This window comes from Acinetobacter sp. CAU_H_29a_1, assembly GCF_058599505.1.
On record NZ_CM178655.1, the window covers coordinates 1,895,481 to 1,914,351 of the forward strand.

Sequence of the window (18,871 nt, forward strand, 5' to 3'; positions counted from 1 at the left end):
TTCTCACTGTACTATTACGATGTCTTAAAGAAAATTAATCTAAAATATTTAAAATCGCCTCAACAGGGTTTTCACTATTACCTGCAAGTAACTGTTTATGCATGGTAATGTGCTGCATAGCCTGAATCTGTGCGGTTTCAATATTCATTAATTTTTCAATTTCAGCCGCCAATTTCTCAGGCGTTGCATCTTTTTGAATTAATTCTTGTATCACTTTCTTGCCCGCAATAATATTCGGCAATGAATAATATTGAATCTTGATCAAGAATTTCACCACATGGTAGGTGAGCCAGTTCAACTTATAGAAGGTCACCATTGGACGATGTAACAGCATGGCTTCTAAAGTCGCGGTACCTGAAGCCAAAGCCACAATATTAGCGGCGTTCATGACTTGGCGCCCAATCTTCGACTCGGTGCCTGAGTTTTCAAGCAAGTCAATTTGATCGACCAGTGCTTTTGGATACTGGTTAAGCAAAGCTCCGATTTGTTGCTTACGCGCATCGTTGATAGCCGGTATCACAAAGCGATAGTTTGGATATTTGGCGTAGAGCAATTTTGCAGCATCTAAAACCAGTGGACCGAGCTTTTCAATTTCACCACGTCGACTTCCGGGCAATAAGGCAATATGCTTTTGGGTCAGATCTAAACCCAGTTCTTCTTTGGCTTGTAAAATTGGGTTTTCCAAAGGCAATTGGCTTGCCAAGGGGTGTCCTACAAACGCAGCAGGAACATCCCATTTTTTATAAAATGCTTTTTCAAACGGAAATAAACACAGTACCAAATCAATAGAAGCTTTGATACCATGAACCCGTCCCTGACGCCATGCCCAAACGGAAGGACTAACATACTGCACGGTTTTTATTGGCAGTTGTTTTTGCTTTAAACTTTTTGAAAGGCGCAGATTAAAGTCTGGCGCATCAATCCCAATAAACACATCGACAGGATGGGCTGTCCACTTCTCTACCAGTCCATCACGCACAGCAAAAAGCTTTTTAATGTCTTTAAGAACCTCAACTAGCCCCATGACAGACAAAATATCCATCGGATAAAAGCTCTTGAAACCCTCTGCAATCATTTGCGGGCCACCAATACCCTCAAATTCTGCATCAATTCCTTGCTCACGAAAACTGCGAATAAGTTTAGCACCTAAAGTATCACCTGATACTTCACCCACTACGATTCCAATTTTAAGTTTCCGATTTTGCAAAGCATTATTCCTTATTTTTCAACCCATGCATCATAACATAGCGTCTTTTGGGATGGGTATTGGTCGAGTCTTTCTATTTTATGGTCTAGATATAAAATGAGTGACCTATTTGATTCATATGAAGAGCACAAAAAAAGTCGAGTTAATTTCAATTTTCGATCATTTAAATATTGCATAAGATGCCTATTAGAACATAAAATTACTGAGAATCATTATCGTTAATTCATATATACTCTGTTGCTCAACTTACGCTGCTTAATACCAGTATTTTGGCTACGTCGATTGCTTATACGCACAATAGAGATGATTATGTTTTGCTTAAATATTAAATTTAGGTTCAATGCTTAGTGAATACAACGTTAAGCCTCCCATTATGACTTCATTCATGTGATCTTTATGTCCCTAAGTCAGCTTAAATACCCTATAACCGTTATGTTCCGGTTTTTGATCGCATTTGGCTTAGGCTATTTATGTACATCCATGTTATCAGAACTACTAACCCTTAGTTTTTACCCTCACTTAGCTAAAGCAGAATCCATTTATTTAGCGGCTTTTCTATCTCTTATTTTCTTTATCATTTTTGTCATTTTGAGCTTTTGTGTTCAATCCCTGAAAAAGTTAAGCGCTTCAACTATTTCTCTTTCCCTTTGCTTTTTTCTATTGCTGAAGTTCGTAGGTTAAACCATGCAAAAATGTGTTCGCCAATCAATGGCATGGCTACACTCTTGGCTTGGACTAACACTGGGATGGTTATTATTTGCCATTTTTTTAACAGGTGCTGCGACCTATTATAGTCATGAAATAAATTTGTGGATGCAACCGCAATTTGCCACCATACAAGTCAAACAAGACACTGCGATGAAGTCGGCATATCAATACTTACAAAAAAATGCTGCAGATGCGCAAAGTTGGTATATCGGCGTAGCTAGTCCGAGTTCACCTGTTAATAAAATCTACTGGCAAAAGGCCGATGGTGGCTACGAAAATAAAACTTTGGATGCGAACACAGGTAAAGAAGTCACCTTATCTGCAACTCAAGGCGGTGAGTTTTTCTATGGCTTTCACTATCAGCTGTATGGTGTGCCCTATTTCATAGGTAGGCTTTTAGTCACGATTGCTGCCTTCTTAATGTTAATCATCCTCATTTCAGGCATCATCACACACAAAAAGATATTCACCGAATTCTTTACTCTAAGAGCCTTCAAGGGGCAACGCTCGTATCTAGACTTTCACAATGTCACCTCTGTTATTGCTTTGCCCTTTTTTCTGACCATTACATTCACTGGTTTAGCCATTTTCTTTTATCTCATTCTTCCCAATGGCATGAAGAAACTTTACCCAGAGCAACCGTTCCAATATTTTGATGAAATTAGAAATATTAGCATCAGCTCTGAGGCTAAACCGACACCTGCTACGATGCGACCGATTGAGTACTTCATACAACAATCTGAGCAGCGTTGGGGTAAAACAGAAATTGGCAATATTACGGTCAAACACCCCAATACCAATATCGCTCAGGTGAACTTGGTTGAGTCAACTGACCGAAGCATCACGCGAAACCAAGCCCAACTCAGCTTTAACGGCGAATCTGGTGCCCTGCTCGGTGACACTCGGAATAATAGTGCAATCGCCACGCTCAATAATGGAGTCTATGGTTTACACATGGCACACTTTGCACAGCCCCTATTACGCTTTGCGTTATTCTTCTCAGGGCTTTTAGGCTGTGCCATGATTGCGTCTGGGCTTCTACTCTGGAGCTTAAAACGTCAGTTACAAAATAAGAAACAAAGTTTCCACTTTGGGCATTATGTGGTTAACCGCTTAAATACGGCTGCCATCATTGGCTTGCCGATCGCCATGCTCAGTTATCTTTGCACAAACCGTTTACTTCAGTTAGAAGCAGGTCAACCCAACTACGAAATCTACGCATTTTTCGGCACTTGGTTACTCAGCTTAGTCATTGCATTGCTCACTCCACAGCAACACCTTTGGAAAACTCAACTGAAAGTCTTCATTTTACTGGCGGTATCTTTGCCTATTTTCAATCTTTACTATTTAATCAGTCACCAATATGTGCATGACTTACATGAATATTGGTTATTCTTGCGAGTTGATCTTATGATCATCATCCTTGCGATATTAGCTATTTTCTTACATCAAAAAATCCAGCCCATTCAACAAAAAGCAGTACAAAAAATTCAGAAAAAATATGCCAATACTGCGGTTCAGGAGCCCAATTCATGATCTACCTGATTGCAGGACTTCTGATCACTTTCGCATGCTATGTGTTATTTCTGGTCAGCGATAAGCAGCGCCCTAAAACCCAAAAGTCACGTTGGGCTAAGTGTGCAGAACATTATCAAATCTGCCGATATTTGGCTTTTGGTGTACTGGCCGTGGCATTAATTTTATTGATTCAATTCACGGGCCGCGGTGTGGGCAGTGTCAGTTTATTTGTATTTGCAACCCCGATACTTTTTACACTGATTCTGGGCATCAATGACTTAAAACCCAAAAAAACAGCTCAATCTAAGTAAGTATTTACTCTACAACTCACACACTTTTTTATTTCGATCATGAGCCAAATAAAAAGGTGTGTAAATATATGAGCCAGAACCATCTCAACAGAATTTTATAGACTAATCAAAATCATTTAAGTTGAAGCACCGTGATTTTTTAGTTATAACACGCTCAATAATAAGCACTTTTATAGATATTTTCACAGGGAAAACATTGCGCTCAGCTTTAGATTGGTTACAACAAGAAATCATCACCCCCCTTTCAACAGCTCTGCAGTTGGTCGAAGCATCATTTTGGCTGGACACTTTTTATTTCCCTCATTTTCAATTTGCTTGTATTTTTTTGTTTCCCAAGCAGCTGGATCCCCACTCAGATTCAGAGTAAAACCTTTGATGAAATCACCGTTGAAGTTGGTAAAGGACGAATCAGCACGTTGAAATTTAAACAACAGCATCATTTATGGATCGCAAACTGCGCATTGATGGGAGAACCTGCTCAAACACTATGTGACCAGTCATCACATCGTCACCAATTTACGGCAAAGCAGGTCGAGGTTTACTATTTGGAGCGCACTTTTTGGAATCTAAAAAACACCAAAAAGGAGGTGTTTATTCAACAGATCACATTAGCTAATCCACGTCAGCAGCACTTAGATATGACCTATGGCTCGACCTCGGCGAATTTTGAGCAATGGAAAAAGCATCAACTAGCCACTCTTTATATTTTACGAACACTCATAAGTCTCAATCTATGGTGGTTACTGACAATTGTGGGCATAAAATAAAAGCGCGCCTACAGCTCAAACAATAACTTCTATATCTCTTTTTAGAATAAGTAAATCAACAATCAAGACAACGACTTATATGAAAACATCATAAGATATGCACGTTTTTTGATATTTTGGCATATAACAATGTTTGGTCCACTCGAATTTATTCTCGCAGGTGTTTTAGTCGGTTTTTGTGTGGGAATTACTGGTGTAGGTGGTGGTTCATTAATGACACCGATCCTCATCAGCCTTTTCAGAATTGAACCTCACATTGCCATTGGTACAGACTTGCTCTATGCCGCAATTTCAAAATTTTGTGGTTCATTTGTGCATGCCAAAAAGCTAAATATTGTGTGGCCGATTGTGCTTTGGCTAGCAATTGGCAGTATTCCTGCTTCCTTTGCAACGCACTGGGTACTCGACAACTATTTGAGCCAGTCTACCCACTACAAAGCCGTGCTCACCATGGTTTTAGGCTTCATGTTGACCATTACAGGTTTATCGATTGTCTTTCGTAATCAAATTGAAAAATTTTTCAACAAACTACGTAAAGATGATCTCCCAGATATGACCGAAGACTTAGAAAAAGTTCAGCTTCAAACCAGCAATAAACGTAAGTACATTGTGATGATGGGTGTGGTTCTTGGGGTCTTCGTGACACTATCATCAGTTGGTGCAGGTGCTTTCGGAATCATGGCTTTGGTGATTATGTTCCCCAACCTACCGATGATTCGTATTATTGGTTCTGATGTTGTGCATGCGGTGTTACTTACGTTCGTTGCAGGTATGGGTCATATGACTTCAGGCAACGTCGACTTCCACCTCCTTATGTGGTTATTGGTGGGGTCTATTCCAGCAATTATTATTGGAACACTGATTAGTTCACGCCTTCCTGAAAAAATCATCCGTAAAGTGTTGGGTATTACTCTGTTTGCGCTGGGTGTCAACTTCATGTTGAATCCGATCAAAGTCAAACCAGTGAAGCCAGCTGAAACCGCTCAAGTCATTCAAATTTCAACAGTTAAGAATGCCTCAGTGTAGGCATTCTGATTTAAAATAAACCTAAGATTCATCACTTTTTTTTCAAAGATTCATTCGACTTTTTTATAACCTTTTATCAGCTAAACCGTGTTATATTCAGCTTATAAAGCAACTTAATACGATCGAACCAGTGACGGCAATGAATACTCTACAGTCAAACTCTATTACCCAAAACGACATCGATGACGTGAATTTACAAAGCATTCATCCGCTAGTTACCCCAGCGGAATTAAAAACTGAATTGCCTCTCACTGAGTCTGCATATCAAACTGTACTTCACGGTCGTGAAACGATTCGCAATATTTTAGATGGTAAAGACAAACGCATTTTTGTTGTGATTGGCCCATGTTCAATTCATGATCCTGTCGCTGCTCACGAATACGCAGACCGTTTAAAAGTTTTAAGCGATAAAATTAAAGATTCAATCTATGTCGTAATGCGTGTTTATTTTGAAAAACCACGTACCACTGTGGGTTGGAAAGGTCTGATCAATGACCCTGACATGAATGACTCATTCAACATTGAAAAAGGTTTACGCATTGGTCGTAAGCTTTTGGTTGAGTTAAATGAGAAAGGCTTGCCATGTGCGACTGAAGCACTCGATCCAAACTCACCACAGTACTACCAAGACTTAATCTCTTGGTCAGCGATTGGTGCACGTACCACTGAAAGCCAAACGCACCGTGAAATGTCTTCTGGTCTTTCTTCACCCGTAGGTTTCAAAAATGGCACAGACGGTGGTTTAACTGTTGCAACCAATGCCATGCAGTCGGTTAAACATGGTCACCACTTCTTGGGTCTAAACAACCAAGGCCAAGTCTCTGTGATTCGTACTTCGGGCAACCCTTATGCACACGTGGTACTTCGTGGTGGTAATGGCAAGCCAAACTACGATGCAGGTTCTGTAGCAGAAGCAGAAGCTGCATTGGCTAAAGCGAAAGTTAGTACCAAAATCATGATTGACACCAGTCATGCAAACTCAAACAAAGACCCGTTCCTTCAACCGCTTGTTCTGAAGAATATTACCGAACAAATTATTGATGGGAATAAATCTATTATCGGCATTATGGTTGAAAGTCACCTGAAAGGTGGTCGTCAGGAAATTCCTGAAAACCTATGCGATCTTGAATACGGCAAGTCAGTAACCGATGGTTGTATTGACTGGGATACCACAGAAAAGGTATTACTAGAGATGCACGAAGCACTCAAAGACGTTTTACCGAACCGTTAAGTTTTTAAAACGCCATCTTCGGATGGCGTTTTTCATTCTAAGATTAAGAAATAATTATGAACGCTATTGAAACACACTTAAGCCAAACACTTAACTTTCAATTTATCCATGAGCATTTGTTTACTTCTGGACAACCGACGGCTGAGCAATTACAGCAAATTAAAGAGTATGGCGTAAACACGGTCATCAATCTTGCGCTCAGTAATAGCAATAACTATTTAATCAATGAAGATCAAATCTGTTTAGAACTCGGTTTGAACTATATACATGTGCCGATTTCATGGGATACACCCTCTGATGATCAATGTTTATTGGTCTTAGATATGATTGATCATTTGGTACAAGAACAAACCATTTGGGTCCATTGTTCAGAAAATTATCGTGTCAGTAGTTTGATGTATTTATATCGTCAATATTATATGAATATCGATATGCCAACCGCACATGAAGCCATGCATCAAATTTGGGAACCGAATGACACATGGACAGGTTTGGCCCATGCTGTTGCCTTACAACTTCAAGGTCGTAAAGCAACACAAGAATTAAAGCTCGCTATGATCAATCCTGATCATTTTGCATGAGAAATCAGCACTGTTGCTGTAGATAAAATACCTTCCTGACGACCCGTAAAACCCAGTTTTTCCGTGGTCGTTGCTTTGATGCTAATCTGCGTGATTTCAACATCGAGAACGTCTGCAATGCTTTGGCGCATCGCTAAATTATGCGGCGCCAACTTCGGACGTTCACATGCCACAGTAATATCGGCATTATTCAACTGATAACCACGATCTAAAATAAGCTGATAGACATGTTTGAGTAATACTCGACTGTCTGCTCCTTTAAAGCGAGGATCGGTATCGGGAAAATGCTGACCAATATCGCCTAAAGCCAACGCACCCAATAATGCATCTGTTAAAGCATGCAAAACCACATCACCATCTGAATGTGCTTTTAAGCCGTGTGTATGTGGAATTTGAATACCTGCCAGTGTGACAAATTCACCCTCTTCAAAAGCATGTACATCAAGTCCCTGTCCAATTCGAATATGTGCAACCATGCTCAGTTTCCTTTAAGAAATAAATGATTGAAATCTTGTATTCACGCTTTCTCTTTCGCTATAGTTACAAGCAGCGCAACATAGTGAAAGTATAAGCGATCATGCTGTTGAAAACCGACATAAAACTTATGAAAAAATTTAGTATTTTAGTGTGTCTAAGTTGTCTTTGTACCAGCTTTAGTTATGCTCAAGTCATTGACTGTGATGATCCAACTTCATCTAGCCTTAAAAAGATCTGTAGCGATCAATTCAAAGATATTCGACAAAAATTAGACACGCAATCCATGACTGCTTTTTTAATCAGTGATGCGCCTCAGCGTTTATTGGTCGATACCCATCAGCTATGGCTAAACCGCCTACAGCAGTGTAAATCCTTAGCATGCTATCAGCAGCAGATGGACTTCCGAATTGATGATCTGAACTTCTACACATCATTAAATCAAAGTTTGACGCAACACTATTTAAAGTTTGAACATGGGACCATTGCCAAGCAACCTGTGCACCTACAAGTGCATCAGCTATCCAAAGATAAAATTAAGATCGAAGGTATTGCATATCGTAGCCCCAATAACCGCATAGAAACCCAAACCATTTCATTTTTGGCCTACACTACACCCGATCAAAAGCAAAACATTACGGATAATGAAAACAACTGTCACTATCAGTTTAACTTTCAAAAAGCCATTCTTTCTGTAAAAAGTGAAAGTAAAGCATGTAATCGTTTTGTCGGTGTTTACCGTGTTTATGACTAAGCTGTCAAACAGATCAAAATAATGGACATCGGGAGGCTAAAGTGGTGCAAGTACTCAAGCAATGCTGCAACCTCCTAGAACAGAAAAAATTGACCATTGCCTTTATCGAAAGTGCCAGTTCAGGTTATCTATCCAGTCAATTTTCGATTTATAAACATAGCGGAGCAGACATTTTACTCGGTGGACTGGTCAGTTATGACCCCAGCATCAAATGTGAAATTTTAAAGATTGATCCTGCACTTATTCAGCAATATACAGCGGAGTCAATTGAAGTCACTGAAGCTATGGCACTTCACGGGCATCGACTATTTCGTCATGCCGATATTATTGTCTCCTGTACAGGGTTGCTCAAACCTGGTGGAAGTGCAACGCCTGAAAAACCAGAAGGCACCTTTTACATTGCCATTCATTATCAAAACAGTTTAAGTACTTACCATTATTTACTACTGGGCAGTGCGCTTGAGCGACTTGATCAACTTACAAAAAACGTCGCTCAAATGGTCACTGAACGTGTTCAAAATGCTTAAATCTTACACTAAATTTGATTTTTCTACATTTAGAGCCTTTAAACTGAACCATAATCAATAAAAATGTGAAGCGTCTCATGATGATGAAAATAATCCATCCTCTACTTTTCAGCACCTTATTTTTTTCAAGCCACAGTTTTGCAACTGTAGGGGGGCCACAAAATATTGAAGTTTTAGGTCTTGACCAAGCTGATCAAAAAATTTATGTGATGCGACATTATTTAGATGGTCGTGGTCGTTTACCACAATTGTATTATTATCAACTTAACAGCAAAACACCCTCCAAACTGATTGAAGTGAAATCTTTATATATCAATCCAAAAACTCAAAAAATTGACTATGATCAAGACAGTCAAAAGTTTGACCATGACATTGCAAAAATAAAAAAACGACTCAAAGCTTTAACACCAATTCCACCCAAACAGGTTAAAATTCAAGTCATCAGTAAAAAGGCTTCAAAAGAAGCTTCTTGGTATGATCCTAAAGTCGACATCCCGAAGTTTAGCTATCAATATCAAGTGAAATACAACAATTTGAAAAGTCCCGTACACAAGGCGGTGGACTATAAAAATGGGCTGCGCATTTCTCAAAGTTATAAAGTTCCTCTTTGTACACGACAAAAAAAGATAACTCATTGAAATAATGGCATAATACTTGTTTTCTGAAGACGAATATGATGACACATTTCAATGAGTTATATCTCATCTTAAACAAATATCTAAAGTGGAACAAGTCACATGCAAAATGTTTTACACTGATTATGCTTGCATTAATTGTAAAACAGACATGTAATCTTTCTTCTGCATCTAAAGCCTTACCCATCAAGTGCTTACCACAATCATTTTATCGACGTATACAACGCTTCTTTGCAGGTCAGTATTTCGATTATCGTCAAATTTCTCAGTTAATTTTCAATATATTTTCATTTGATAAAGTCCAATTAACTTTGGATAGAACTAATTGGAAATGGGGAAAACGAGATATCAATATCTTGATGTTAGCCATCGTCTATCGTGGAATAGCGATACCTATTGTTTGGACATTGCTCAATAAACGTGGAAATTCAGATACAAAAGAGCGTATTGCTTTGATTCAACGCTTTATCTCCATTTTTGGTAAAGATCGTATTGTGAATGTGTTTGCAGACAGAGAATTTATCGGTGAGAAATGGTTTACATGGTTAATTGAAAATGACATTAACTTCTGTATACGTGTTAAAAAAACTTTATTGTGACCAATCACTTAGCCAAGAATCATAAAATTAGTGATTTATTTCGTCATCTTCAAGTTGGTCAAACTGAATGTCGTAAACGACGTATTTGGGTTGGTCGAGTGAAACTGTATATTAGTGCGCTACGATTAGAAGATGGAGAACTTTTACTTGTTGTTTCTCCTATGTTTAATGCTTCTGCTATTCGTGATTATGCATTACGCTGGGAAATCGAAACGTTATTTAGTTGTCTCAAAGGACGTGGATTCAATCTTGAAAATACTCGTTTAACAGACCCTAGACGAGTCAAAAAATTGATAGCAGTGCTAGCTATCGGTTTCTGTTGGTGCTATTTAACAGGTGAATGGCAACATGATCGGAAAAAAGCGATAAAAATAAAGAAGCATGGACGACTTTCAGTAAGTTTATTTCGCTACGGTTTGGACTATGTTCAAATGGCTATTCTACGTTTGATTGGTTTTGGAAAAAAAGAAGAATTTAAGAAAGTGCTAGCAATTTTAAGAAAGAAAAAGCCTGATAGGACAAGGGTCCTATGAAATTTGTCGTGTACAGAGAAAGTTCCTAATCAACAAAAAGTGCTGGTAACTGTTCAATATCTCGGAATTCCTTTTGAAACAGGTTATAACATTGAAGATCCTATACTTCTCACCCGATAAAAAATAAGGTCTCAAATTATAAAAATGAGACCTTATTTAGATCATGTGTTATCGCGTTATGCGGCAGCACGCTCCTCAATCGGTACAACTTTACGCAGCTCAGGCCCAGTATAGTCCGCACTTGGGCGAATAATACGGTTGTCTGCGCGTTGTTCCATCACATGCGCTGCCCAACCTGTGACACGGCTCATCACGAAGATTGGTGTGAATAATTTGGTCGCAATATCCATGAAGTGGTAAGCCGATGCATGGAAGAAGTCTGCGTTAAAGAATAATTTCTTTTCACGCCACATCACTTCTTCACAACGTACTGATACTGGGTACAGGACCGTGTCACCGACATCTTTCGCTAAGCGCTCTGACCAAATTTTGATGATGCCATTACGTGGGTCGTTGTCTTTGTAGATTGCATGTCCAAAGCCCATGATCTTTTCTTTACGTTCTAATTTGCCCAGCATTTCTCGCTCAGCTTCTTCAGGGGACGTCCAGTTCTCAATCATTTCCATCGCAGCTTCGTTTGCTCCACCGTGTAATGGACCACGCAGTGAACCAATTGCACCAGTAATACATGAATGCATATCGGATAAGGTGGATGCGCATATCAGTGTTGAAATTGCATTACTGTCTTCTACAGCAGCTATTATGTCTGCCGTTTCCCCTGAAAAAGCAACCGCAGCTGGAGCTATTGAGGGTATGGCTTATGAGCTCGGGGCTGGTTTGGGAGTTGCTATTTTTGGATTGTTACTTTCATTATTCTATGCCCAAGCTATTGTTTTACCAGAGATGCTACCTGCAAATATGCTTACTGAGGCAAGCTCTTCAATTGGTGAAGCGATCTCACTGCTTCGACATTTGGACCCAGCGTTGATGCAAGAGCTTAAACAAGCAGCTTCAGACGCTTTTATTCATTCACATAGTAAAGTGCTCACTATTTCAGGTGTGATGTTTTTAATTCTCTCTATCTTTGTTTGGCGAGCTTTACCAGATAAAGTGAAATCTACTGATTCCTAAATTATATATAATATTCAATAATTTATAGTTAAGAATAACGGAGCTTTATGCAATAGATTGCATAAAGCTTCATTTAACTTATCAGCACGGCTTGATAACTTAAAATTTTAAATGATGAATAGTCTCTAAAGTTTTAGACATGAGTTATGATGTGGGTATAGGATTTTAGACCACGCCTATAAGTGATAATCTACTCCCCAATAAGCATGGGAAATGCTTGTTTTTGGAGTCAACCATGACACGAAGAAAACGTCGTAATCATTCAGCAGAGTTTAAAGTTAAAGTTGCTCTCGCAGCAATTAAAGGCGACCACACACTCGCTGAACTTTCTACTCAATTCGACTTACATCAAAACCAAATCATCGATTGGAAAAATCAACTGCTTGAGCAATCAGTCAATATTTTTTCACGACCAACAGCACAACAAGAACCAGAGATTGACCTCAAAGCTCTACATGCCAAGATAGGACATCAGGCATTGCAAATTGATTTTTTAGAAGGTGCGCTCAGAAAAATAGGGCAGCTGAGCGGCAAAAAATGATCGATAAGACCCATCAACTTTCGGTACGACAACAATCGCAATTGATTCAAATCAATCGCAGTACGTTGTATTACAAGCCCAAAGAGATTTCATCAACTGATTTGAGTTTGATGCGTCTGATCGATGAAATTCATCTCGACTACCCATTTATGGGCAGTCGAATGATACGAGATATGCTACAGCGTCAAGGACATCAAATAGGTCGGCGTAAAGTCCGACGTTTAATGCGCTTGATGGGAATACATGCCTTGTATCCAAAACCCAATACCAGTAAGCCTAATCTTGCACACCGTATTTTCCCATATCTGTTGAAAAACATGGTCATCGATCACTCTAATCAAGTCTGGTGTACAGATATCACGTACATTCCTATGGCTAAAGGCTTTGTCTATCTGTGTGCAATTATAGATTGGCATAGTCGTAAAGTACTGGCTCATCGTGTATCGATCAGTATGGAAACAGACTTTTGCATAGATGCGTTGCAAGAAGCAATTGTGAAATATGGTTGTCCAGAGGTGTTTAATACAGACCAAGGCAGTCAATTCACAAGCGAGGCATTTTTGAATGAGTTAAAATTGCGAAATATCCGTATCAGTATGGATGGGAAAGGACGATGGATGGATAATGTGATGATTGAGCGTTTATGGCGCAGCGTGAAGCATGAGGAAGTCTATTTGAAGGCTTACGATACGGTTAAACAAGCGAAACAATCAATTGCTGAATATTTGGATTTTTATAACATGATACGTCCTCATTCAAGTTTGAATAAGGCAACACCGGATGAATTTTATGATCAACATTTACTAAAAGTAATGGCAGCATAATTTAAATATTTAGAGCGGATTTATCACTTATAAAACTGAATTGAGTGGTCTAATTAACGGAACCACATCATTATTTATAGATTTTCAATTACATTTAGTATTATGACATTTTCAATATTTTTAGGGTCGTATTTGATTTTTACGCTTTTTCCAACGGCATATTTTGCAGTATCACTTTTTCTCATGATCACTTTAAATTTATCAGTGAGAATTTCCATCGATGTTGAGACGCAACTGCATAAAAAATAGCGGTTGATATTGAAATTTAATAAGAGAATCTAAGTAATAAACAATTTCAGCCTCTGTCTCTTTGCCTCTTATAGATCTACAGATCTTATAGTAAATATCTTTTAATAATATTTTCCAGAACACTAATATTACAAGCCCGCCAATTATAAACGAGAAAAAAATGAGTAACGGATTCACCGAATAAGCCCTCATAGAGACCAAACTTACCTTAGCCAATCTCTATATTAAAAAGACATTTAGGAAATATGAGATTGATTCAGATGGTCATAAGTCAGAATTAAAACCTTCAAAATGAAATTCAATGACAAGACAACATTATAAGTATGTAAGCTTTCTGATTTTTTAATTGCTTACATAGTGCTTACAAGAAATTAACTATAAAAAAACCACTTAGGATTAATACACCTAAGTGGTTGATATATATGGTGGGCCCAGACAGACGAAAACTATTACCTACCCTATTGTTTTTATTAAATTAATTTATTTTTAAAAATTACAGGATACAAGCTAGGATACATAGTTTAACTGTTTCTTTTTTGATCAATTAAGCTTTTTTCACCACCAAACTCCCCTACCACATCGCTAATTCATTGAATTTTGACAATACACAGCTTCTTGGTAAAAGAGGAACCAACATCAATATAATGGCAATTATCGATTTGAGTATGCTCTTTTACAATGGTATGACCTAGATATATTTCATCAATATTTTCGACAACATCATAGTGAGCGGAATGCTGACGAATTCGTCCTCTCCCCCACAGCGCGTTCGCATAAGCAGAACTGACACCTGAAATCTTGTAGTCACCTTGTGCAATATCGTGCTTAAAGGCATTCCAATCATGAATATCAATATCAGCATGAACAATACCTACCTTTTTATTTTTCAGCTCAACTTCAATCACCAATGGTAACTTTGCTAACTGATCAATAATTCGCTGTCGTGTCTTTTGAAATTGTCTATAAAACCATGCTCCCCCATTCCTTGCATGCATGTCTTTCATTTTAGGATCATGCTGTCCTCGAATACACATTTCTTCATGATTACCGCGCACAGTCAAAAACCATTTTTGATCGAGTAATGAAATACATTCTAAATTTTCAGTACCTCTGTCAATGATATCTCCTGTACATATCAGTAGATCATTTTCAAAATCAAAATTCTTTAGATGAAGCTCTTGCATTAGAAGACTGTAAGATCCGTGAAGATCTCCAACGATATAAACTGAATTATAATTTTGGTTTACAAGTATCTTTATTATATCGTTCATGCTATGAATAAAACCTTCTACGAATTTTGAATCACATTATAGAACATGACCACCACAGCCTCCGATTCATTACAAAATATTGTTATTTATACAAATAATAAAATTTCACTTGATTTTTATAAGCCATTTGAAGATGGACTAAACCCTATATTATTTACAGTTAAAACTTTAGAACAGATCCCTAGAAAGACTGAAAATAAAATCCATATTGTCATCTTGGAGTCCTGTGATGAACTTAGCAATCTACAAATAAATTGCAATAAAATTCATCTTATCATGCCTACATGTTCAAAGAATAAATTAGAAAATGATCTACATGCCTTAATATTTAAGTACGAGCAGTCGATGACTTCTCAACAAGCTTTAGAAAATCTTTACCATAGTTTTATTAAGTTCTATTGCTCGGCTGAATATTATCTTGATCCTCAGGATTTTTTTAATTCTGACTCATATAAAGATGGATATCGATACATCAATATCCATGAAATATTGCAAGATAATGTTAGTTATGAACAACAACTCCATACCTACCTTAATACGATATCGAATACTGAAACAGTATCCTTCAATTTTTCAATAGGCTATGAATTCTCTTCTGAATCTAGCTATTTACAGCGGATAGAAAATACTGTTGATCATTTAACATATGCAAAAGATAGAGATGTGTTCTTTAGCGTTGTGCTTTCAAAGTATCCACTATCAGATAATAGGTTAGCTATCGTACATTTGAGTCAATAGTCTCTAATGGCTTAATTTTTTCATATCAAAACCGATTAATTCATCATTATCTAGATCAAAAGGAAGAACCAATATCTCTGGATTTTTCCCTTGATCTCTTTCATGCTTATTTAACTGAAACTCTGGTAAAGCTTCATTAAATTTTATACTTTTTGGATAAATCAAAACTATTGGACTATCGTGTTCAAGGTACATATAACTATAAGCAAACATTTGCTGCATATCACCATCGCTGATTCCATAACGCTGATCTTCACTATTCTGATCCAATAATTTCCATTTCGTATCTAGAATCATATTGCTATGTGTATCTTTTTTAGCTTTAAAATAAATGTCTGGTCGAAGATTAAATCTATCTTTTCCATTATGATGGCACAAATATTTATTACTCTTCTGCCTTTGGATTTGGTAATGCTCTGAGTATTGTTCTTCTAGCTTACTCAGCACATAAGCTTCAAATAACTTTTCCATCGGAAACAGCAAACTCATTCCATGCCATTCACCATGTAATGCAGATGGTGTCTGCTCTCCTAGGACTATTTCACACCAGACTTTGATTGGTTCATATTGAGCATATAAACGACCTGATTTCCATTGGGGAAAGTCTAAACGCGGCAATCTACTCGTTGGCACCTCACTCAATTTAAGACGGATTTCATTTGCCAATCGCCAATTATCAGTATTTTTTGTGAGTTTACAGATTTTTTCTAATGCAGTTTTAATAAGACGATTTGGCGCGGTATTTAAAGAAAAAATATCATGTTCAATCGGAAAACGATGTTGCTCGGTCACTGGTTGAGTCAGATATCTTTGGATATTCAATTTACCTTTCAAATAGGCACTTTGCTCTGCAACACATTGATATTCAGACCTTACACCTCGCTGAAGCAATAGGTTGCATGCCTCCAAAAAGCGACTCATGATCCATTCACTCAAAGGTAAATCTAACTTATCCAATGAGGCTGAGCCTGCTTCTCGAGGGGATGGAAGCTTCCATAAGGCTCGCAGCATTTTTCTGAGTAATGCACGTTCTTTTTTAATTACGTTTTCTATTTCTTTGTGGAATTCCTGACTCTTACTATCTTCCTGTTGAACTGGTAGCTCTATATGCTTGGGTAAAATCTCAATGGTATGACCACATGGTGTTTGAATAATACCGACATAGTTATCGACTTTTATTTTACGTCTGCCTTCTAACTCAAAAATGGCAGCACCATTTTTTTTAGCTTGGCTAGAAAGCTCACATAAATAATCGAATACCGAAGTAGGGACGCAGATATGATCTAGTCCTATTACATAAGGTTGGTTAGTGCCATAGTCTTCAATGACACCGTATTCACGCAAACTGAGCACAATTATGAGGCCTCTTCATCTGTAATCTCTGGTTTTGGAATTTTATAGTCTTTCTTCGGTCTTATAATTTGATTTAAAGCATTTATCTTTTTTTCTAATGGAGCATTCTTAAATAAATACTTATATACATCCCAATTTCGTTTTGTTAGATGCTCAATTTCACTAGGATTCATCGATGGAAATAATGATGAATCCAAGTTTATTGTATAAACCATGCCATTTTCACCTAGTACTAAGTTGATCTTAGTCCAGTCATCAAAAAAGTATTCTTGCAATAATGGGATTATTCTTTTTTCAAAAATTGTCATCAATAATTCTAAACTTGGTTCTTCTATTAACGAGGTAAAATACGCATGACCAATACAGTGGTCTCGATCTAATAAAACCTTAATACGCTTGTTCATGGTTTCCAAGATAGCTTGAACACTTACTCCTTCAATATCTATACCGCTTAATACATCAGGCTTGGGCATCATTTCAATAAATTCAAAACGCCGTCTTAAGGCGATATCAACTGAAGTTAATGAGCGGTCAGAACTATTCATTGTTCCAATAATATAAAGGTTATTTGGTACACTAAATGGCTCATTAGAATATGGTAATGTAACTTCTAGACCTTCTAGTTCTTCTGACTTTCCTTCTCTTTTTGATTCTTCAATTAATGTGATCAACTCACCAAAAATCTTTGAAACATTCCCACGATTAATTTCATCAATAATCAAAACATAATTTTCATTTGGATTGTTTTTTGCTCGTTCACAAATATTTTTAAAAACACCAGATTCAACGTCATAATTTAATTGTCCCTCTACTCTCTTAACTTTGATGCCTTCAATAAAGTCTTCATAACCATAACTTTGGTGAAAAGTAACAAAACTGATTTTACCTTCATCAACTAAAACTTTGTATTGTTCAACAATAGTGGATCTAGACCTTTCTAAATCTTCACTCCACCACTCGGGTACTACTATTTGTAGAGCCTTACTGATAGTTACATATGTTTTACCTGTGCCGGCTGGACCATATAAAATCTGATTAAGAGGAAAATCTAAATTATTTATATTTTCATCTAATTCAGAAGATTCATTCTCATCCGATTTATTTTTATCTTTTCCATTTTTACATCTCTCAGACTCTACTTCACAAACTGCTTGATAATACAATTCATAGAGTTCTTTATTTTCAAACCTATTTTTTATTTCCGTTATAGCAGTACAGTAGTCTGTCCATACTTTTGATGCTTTTTCTACGTTATTAACAGAAATATCTGTGTAGTTAATACCATACTTATTAAGAAACTTCGTACCTATAGAATTTAAAGGAAAAAACAAATCTGGCCGGCAACGGCTCAATCCTGTAGAAAGCTTATTAATTCCGATAGATGCATTGGGTAAAATACCTAAAACTTGATCTTTTATTGAATCGATATCTTCATTCTGAATTTCGACAACATCTTTAAATAAGTTCCATAAGTTAGGGATAATTTTTACCGATCTTTCTACTATTATTTTGTTTTTTCATTTGCCTTATATGGATAAAACCACACACTTTGAGCATCAGACTCTGCAATACCTTTTAGATCAAGGTCGAAAGACTTATCTAATAAAAGTCTGTGCAATTTTTTTCTCTTTTCAGTGGTTCCTACATTGATTAAAGCTAACACTGTAAAAGGATCTATTTCGGTATGATGATTCGGATCATCAATTATTAAACCATTTTCACCTAAGATTTTATCAGGTCGAAAATTATGACTTACTTCCTCTTTAAATTTTTTTAAATCATTAGCAAGTTCGGTTTGTTTTTCTTCATACCCAAGAATATGAGGAAATACTGTTTTCCTATAAAACTCAATCCATTCATATTTTTTATCTAGAACTTCAATAGCCACTTATA

At 37.2% G+C, this 18,871-nt stretch carries 18 protein-coding genes and 3 pseudogenes; 13 read left to right on the forward strand and 8 right to left on the reverse strand.

The genetic code is table 11. The annotated features are described in order from the left end of the window. Window positions 1–34: 34 nt before the first annotated feature. A complete protein-coding gene (lpxB, locus tag AC4MDD_RS09375; protein WP_491881488.1) occupies window positions 35–1,207 on the reverse strand; it encodes a lipid-A-disaccharide synthase in 1,173 nt (390 codons plus the stop codon). Window positions 1,208–1,891: 684 nt separating this feature from the next. Between lpxB and AC4MDD_RS09380 the strand changes: the two genes are divergently transcribed. Together AC4MDD_RS09380 and AC4MDD_RS09385 are read left to right on the forward strand one after the other, a co-directional pair. After that, a complete protein-coding gene (locus AC4MDD_RS09380; RefSeq protein WP_491881489.1) occupies window positions 1,892–3,451 on the forward strand; it encodes a PepSY-associated TM helix domain-containing protein in 1,560 nt (519 codons plus the stop codon). Then, entirely contained in the window at window positions 3,448–3,744 is a 297-nt protein-coding gene (locus AC4MDD_RS09385; RefSeq protein ID WP_491881490.1) for a hypothetical protein, read from the forward strand. Before AC4MDD_RS09380 ends, AC4MDD_RS09385 begins: the two co-directional genes overlap by 4 nt. Window positions 3,745–3,977: 233 nt before the next feature. On the opposite strand, the gene AC4MDD_RS09390 is transcribed toward AC4MDD_RS09385, so the two are convergent. Continuing rightward, entirely contained in the window at window positions 3,978–4,184 is a 207-nt protein-coding gene (locus AC4MDD_RS09390) for a hypothetical protein (RefSeq protein WP_491881491.1), read from the reverse strand. Window positions 4,185–4,640: 456 nt separating this feature from the next. Between AC4MDD_RS09390 and AC4MDD_RS09395 the strand changes: the two genes are divergently transcribed. The 3 genes from AC4MDD_RS09395 to AC4MDD_RS09405 all read left to right on the forward strand — a co-directional run bounded on the left by AC4MDD_RS09395 (window position 4,641) and on the right by AC4MDD_RS09405 (window position 7,349). Next, window positions 4,641–5,537 (forward strand): sulfite exporter TauE/SafE family protein, encoded by an 897-nt coding sequence (locus AC4MDD_RS09395; protein ID WP_491881492.1) that lies wholly within the window; start codon window positions 4,641–4,643, stop codon window positions 5,535–5,537. Between the two features lie 139 nt (window positions 5,538–5,676). After that, entirely contained in the window at window positions 5,677–6,768 is a 1,092-nt protein-coding gene (locus AC4MDD_RS09400) for a 3-deoxy-7-phosphoheptulonate synthase (RefSeq protein WP_004693350.1), read from the forward strand. A gap of 56 nt (window positions 6,769–6,824) precedes the next feature. Then, window positions 6,825–7,349: a protein tyrosine phosphatase family protein gene (locus tag AC4MDD_RS09405; RefSeq protein ID WP_491881493.1), complete on the forward strand. Its 525-nt coding sequence runs from the start codon at window positions 6,825–6,827 to the stop codon at window positions 7,347–7,349. Here AC4MDD_RS09405 and ispF read toward each other — a convergent pair. Next, window positions 7,337–7,825 (reverse strand): 2-C-methyl-D-erythritol 2,4-cyclodiphosphate synthase, encoded by a 489-nt coding sequence (gene ispF, locus AC4MDD_RS09410; RefSeq protein WP_004979990.1) that lies wholly within the window; start codon window positions 7,823–7,825, stop codon window positions 7,337–7,339. The genes AC4MDD_RS09405 and ispF overlap by 13 nt on opposite strands. A 101-nt stretch (window positions 7,826–7,926) precedes the next feature. On the opposite strand from ispF, the gene AC4MDD_RS09415 reads away from it, so the two are divergent. From AC4MDD_RS09415 to AC4MDD_RS09435, 5 genes and pseudogenes are all read left to right on the forward strand, one after another. Then, window positions 7,927–8,577 carry an A1S_1983 family putative colistin resistance protein gene (locus AC4MDD_RS09415; RefSeq protein WP_473340233.1) on the forward strand — a complete coding sequence of 217 codons (651 nt, stop codon included), beginning with the start codon at window positions 7,927–7,929 and terminating at the stop codon, window positions 8,575–8,577. Window positions 8,578–8,621: 44 nt separating this feature from the next. Further along, the gene (locus AC4MDD_RS09420) at window positions 8,622–9,104 is read left to right on the forward strand and encodes a CinA family protein (protein ID WP_491882609.1); all 483 of its coding nucleotides are present in this window, start codon (window positions 8,622–8,624) and stop codon (window positions 9,102–9,104) included. Between the two features lie 77 nt (window positions 9,105–9,181). After that, window positions 9,182–9,742, forward strand: a complete 561-nt coding sequence (locus AC4MDD_RS09425; RefSeq protein ID WP_491881494.1) for an aminotransferase — start codon at window positions 9,182–9,184, stop codon at window positions 9,740–9,742. A gap of 38 nt (window positions 9,743–9,780) precedes the next feature. Next, window positions 9,781–10,871 (forward strand): IS4-like element ISAba33 family transposase gene (locus AC4MDD_RS09430; protein ID WP_076612069.1). Its coding sequence is split into 2 segments (ribosomal slippage): window positions 9,781–10,321 and window positions 10,321–10,871, totalling 1,092 coding nucleotides; the frame shifts between segments, so codons are not numbered across the junction. 3 nt (window positions 10,872–10,874) lie between these two features. After that, window positions 10,875–10,991, forward strand: a pseudogene (locus tag AC4MDD_RS09435) (aminotransferase); the annotation flags it as partial. Between the two features lie 56 nt (window positions 10,992–11,047). Here AC4MDD_RS09435 and AC4MDD_RS09440 read toward each other — a convergent pair. After that, window positions 11,048–11,593 (reverse strand): annotated as a pseudogene (locus AC4MDD_RS09440) (citrate/2-methylcitrate synthase); the annotation flags it as partial. Here AC4MDD_RS09440 and AC4MDD_RS09445 point away from each other — a divergent pair. After that, window positions 11,592–12,002 (forward strand): annotated as a pseudogene (locus AC4MDD_RS09445) (MFS transporter); the annotation flags it as partial. The pseudogenes AC4MDD_RS09440 and AC4MDD_RS09445 overlap by 2 nt on opposite strands. 235 nt (window positions 12,003–12,237) lie before the next feature. Further along, a protein-coding gene (locus AC4MDD_RS09450; RefSeq protein ID WP_155857500.1) for an IS3-like element ISAcsp5 family transposase occupies window positions 12,238–13,367 on the forward strand; the annotation gives its coding sequence in 2 pieces (ribosomal slippage) (window positions 12,238–12,490 and window positions 12,490–13,367; 1,131 coding nt in all). Window positions 13,368–14,203: 836 nt separating this feature from the next. Here the strand turns inward: AC4MDD_RS09450 and AC4MDD_RS09455 are convergent. Then, a complete protein-coding gene (locus AC4MDD_RS09455) occupies window positions 14,204–14,887 on the reverse strand; it encodes a metallophosphoesterase (RefSeq protein WP_420938163.1) in 684 nt (227 codons plus the stop codon). A gap of 45 nt (window positions 14,888–14,932) precedes the next feature. Between AC4MDD_RS09455 and AC4MDD_RS09460 the strand changes: the two genes are divergently transcribed. Beyond that, window positions 14,933–15,625 (forward strand): hypothetical protein, encoded by a 693-nt coding sequence (locus tag AC4MDD_RS09460; RefSeq protein WP_420938164.1) that lies wholly within the window; start codon window positions 14,933–14,935, stop codon window positions 15,623–15,625. 3 nt (window positions 15,626–15,628) lie between these two features. Here AC4MDD_RS09460 and AC4MDD_RS09465 read toward each other — a convergent pair whose 3' ends face one another. Genes AC4MDD_RS09465 through AC4MDD_RS09475 form a run of 3 tightly spaced genes read right to left on the reverse strand, consistent with a single transcriptional unit; the run spans window position 15,629 to window position 18,866 of the window. Beyond that, on the reverse strand, window positions 15,629–16,978 hold the full coding sequence (locus AC4MDD_RS09465) for an McrC family protein (protein ID WP_420938165.1): 1,350 nt from the start codon (window positions 16,976–16,978) through the stop codon (window positions 15,629–15,631). Window positions 16,979–16,980: 2 nt separating this feature from the next. Beyond that, window positions 16,981–18,486: an McrB family protein gene (locus AC4MDD_RS09470; protein WP_491882610.1), complete on the reverse strand. Its 1,506-nt coding sequence runs from the start codon at window positions 18,484–18,486 to the stop codon at window positions 16,981–16,983. After that, window positions 18,483–18,866, reverse strand: coding sequence for a hypothetical protein (locus AC4MDD_RS09475; RefSeq protein ID WP_491881495.1), 384 nt, complete (start codon window positions 18,864–18,866; stop codon window positions 18,483–18,485). Before AC4MDD_RS09475 ends, AC4MDD_RS09470 begins: the two co-directional genes overlap by 4 nt. Window positions 18,867–18,871 lie beyond the last annotated feature (5 nt).

Coding starts and splice junctions, on each gene's coding strand:
- AC4MDD_RS09380 (WP_491881489.1), top strand. CDS start 1,892: ATGCAAAAATGTGTTCGCCAATCAATGGCATGGCTACACTCTTGGCTT.
- AC4MDD_RS09385 (WP_491881490.1), top strand. CDS start 3,448: ATGATCTACCTGATTGCAGGACTTCTGATCACTTTCGCATGCTATGTG.
- AC4MDD_RS09390 (WP_491881491.1), bottom strand. CDS start 4,184: ATGATGCTGTTGTTTAAATTTCAACGTGCTGATTCGTCCTTTACCAAC.
- AC4MDD_RS09395 (WP_491881492.1), top strand. CDS start 4,641: ATGTTTGGTCCACTCGAATTTATTCTCGCAGGTGTTTTAGTCGGTTTT.
- AC4MDD_RS09400 (WP_004693350.1), top strand. CDS start 5,677: ATGAATACTCTACAGTCAAACTCTATTACCCAAAACGACATCGATGAC.
- AC4MDD_RS09405 (WP_491881493.1), top strand. CDS start 6,825: ATGAACGCTATTGAAACACACTTAAGCCAAACACTTAACTTTCAATTT.
- ispF (WP_004979990.1), bottom strand. CDS start 7,825: ATGGTTGCACATATTCGAATTGGACAGGGACTTGATGTACATGCTTTT.
- AC4MDD_RS09415 (WP_473340233.1), top strand. CDS start 7,927: ATGCTGTTGAAAACCGACATAAAACTTATGAAAAAATTTAGTATTTTA.
- AC4MDD_RS09425 (WP_491881494.1), top strand. CDS start 9,182: ATGATGATGAAAATAATCCATCCTCTACTTTTCAGCACCTTATTTTTT.
- AC4MDD_RS09455 (WP_420938163.1), bottom strand. CDS start 14,887: ATGAACGATATAATAAAGATACTTGTAAACCAAAATTATAATTCAGTT.
- AC4MDD_RS09460 (WP_420938164.1), top strand. CDS start 14,933: ATGACCACCACAGCCTCCGATTCATTACAAAATATTGTTATTTATACA.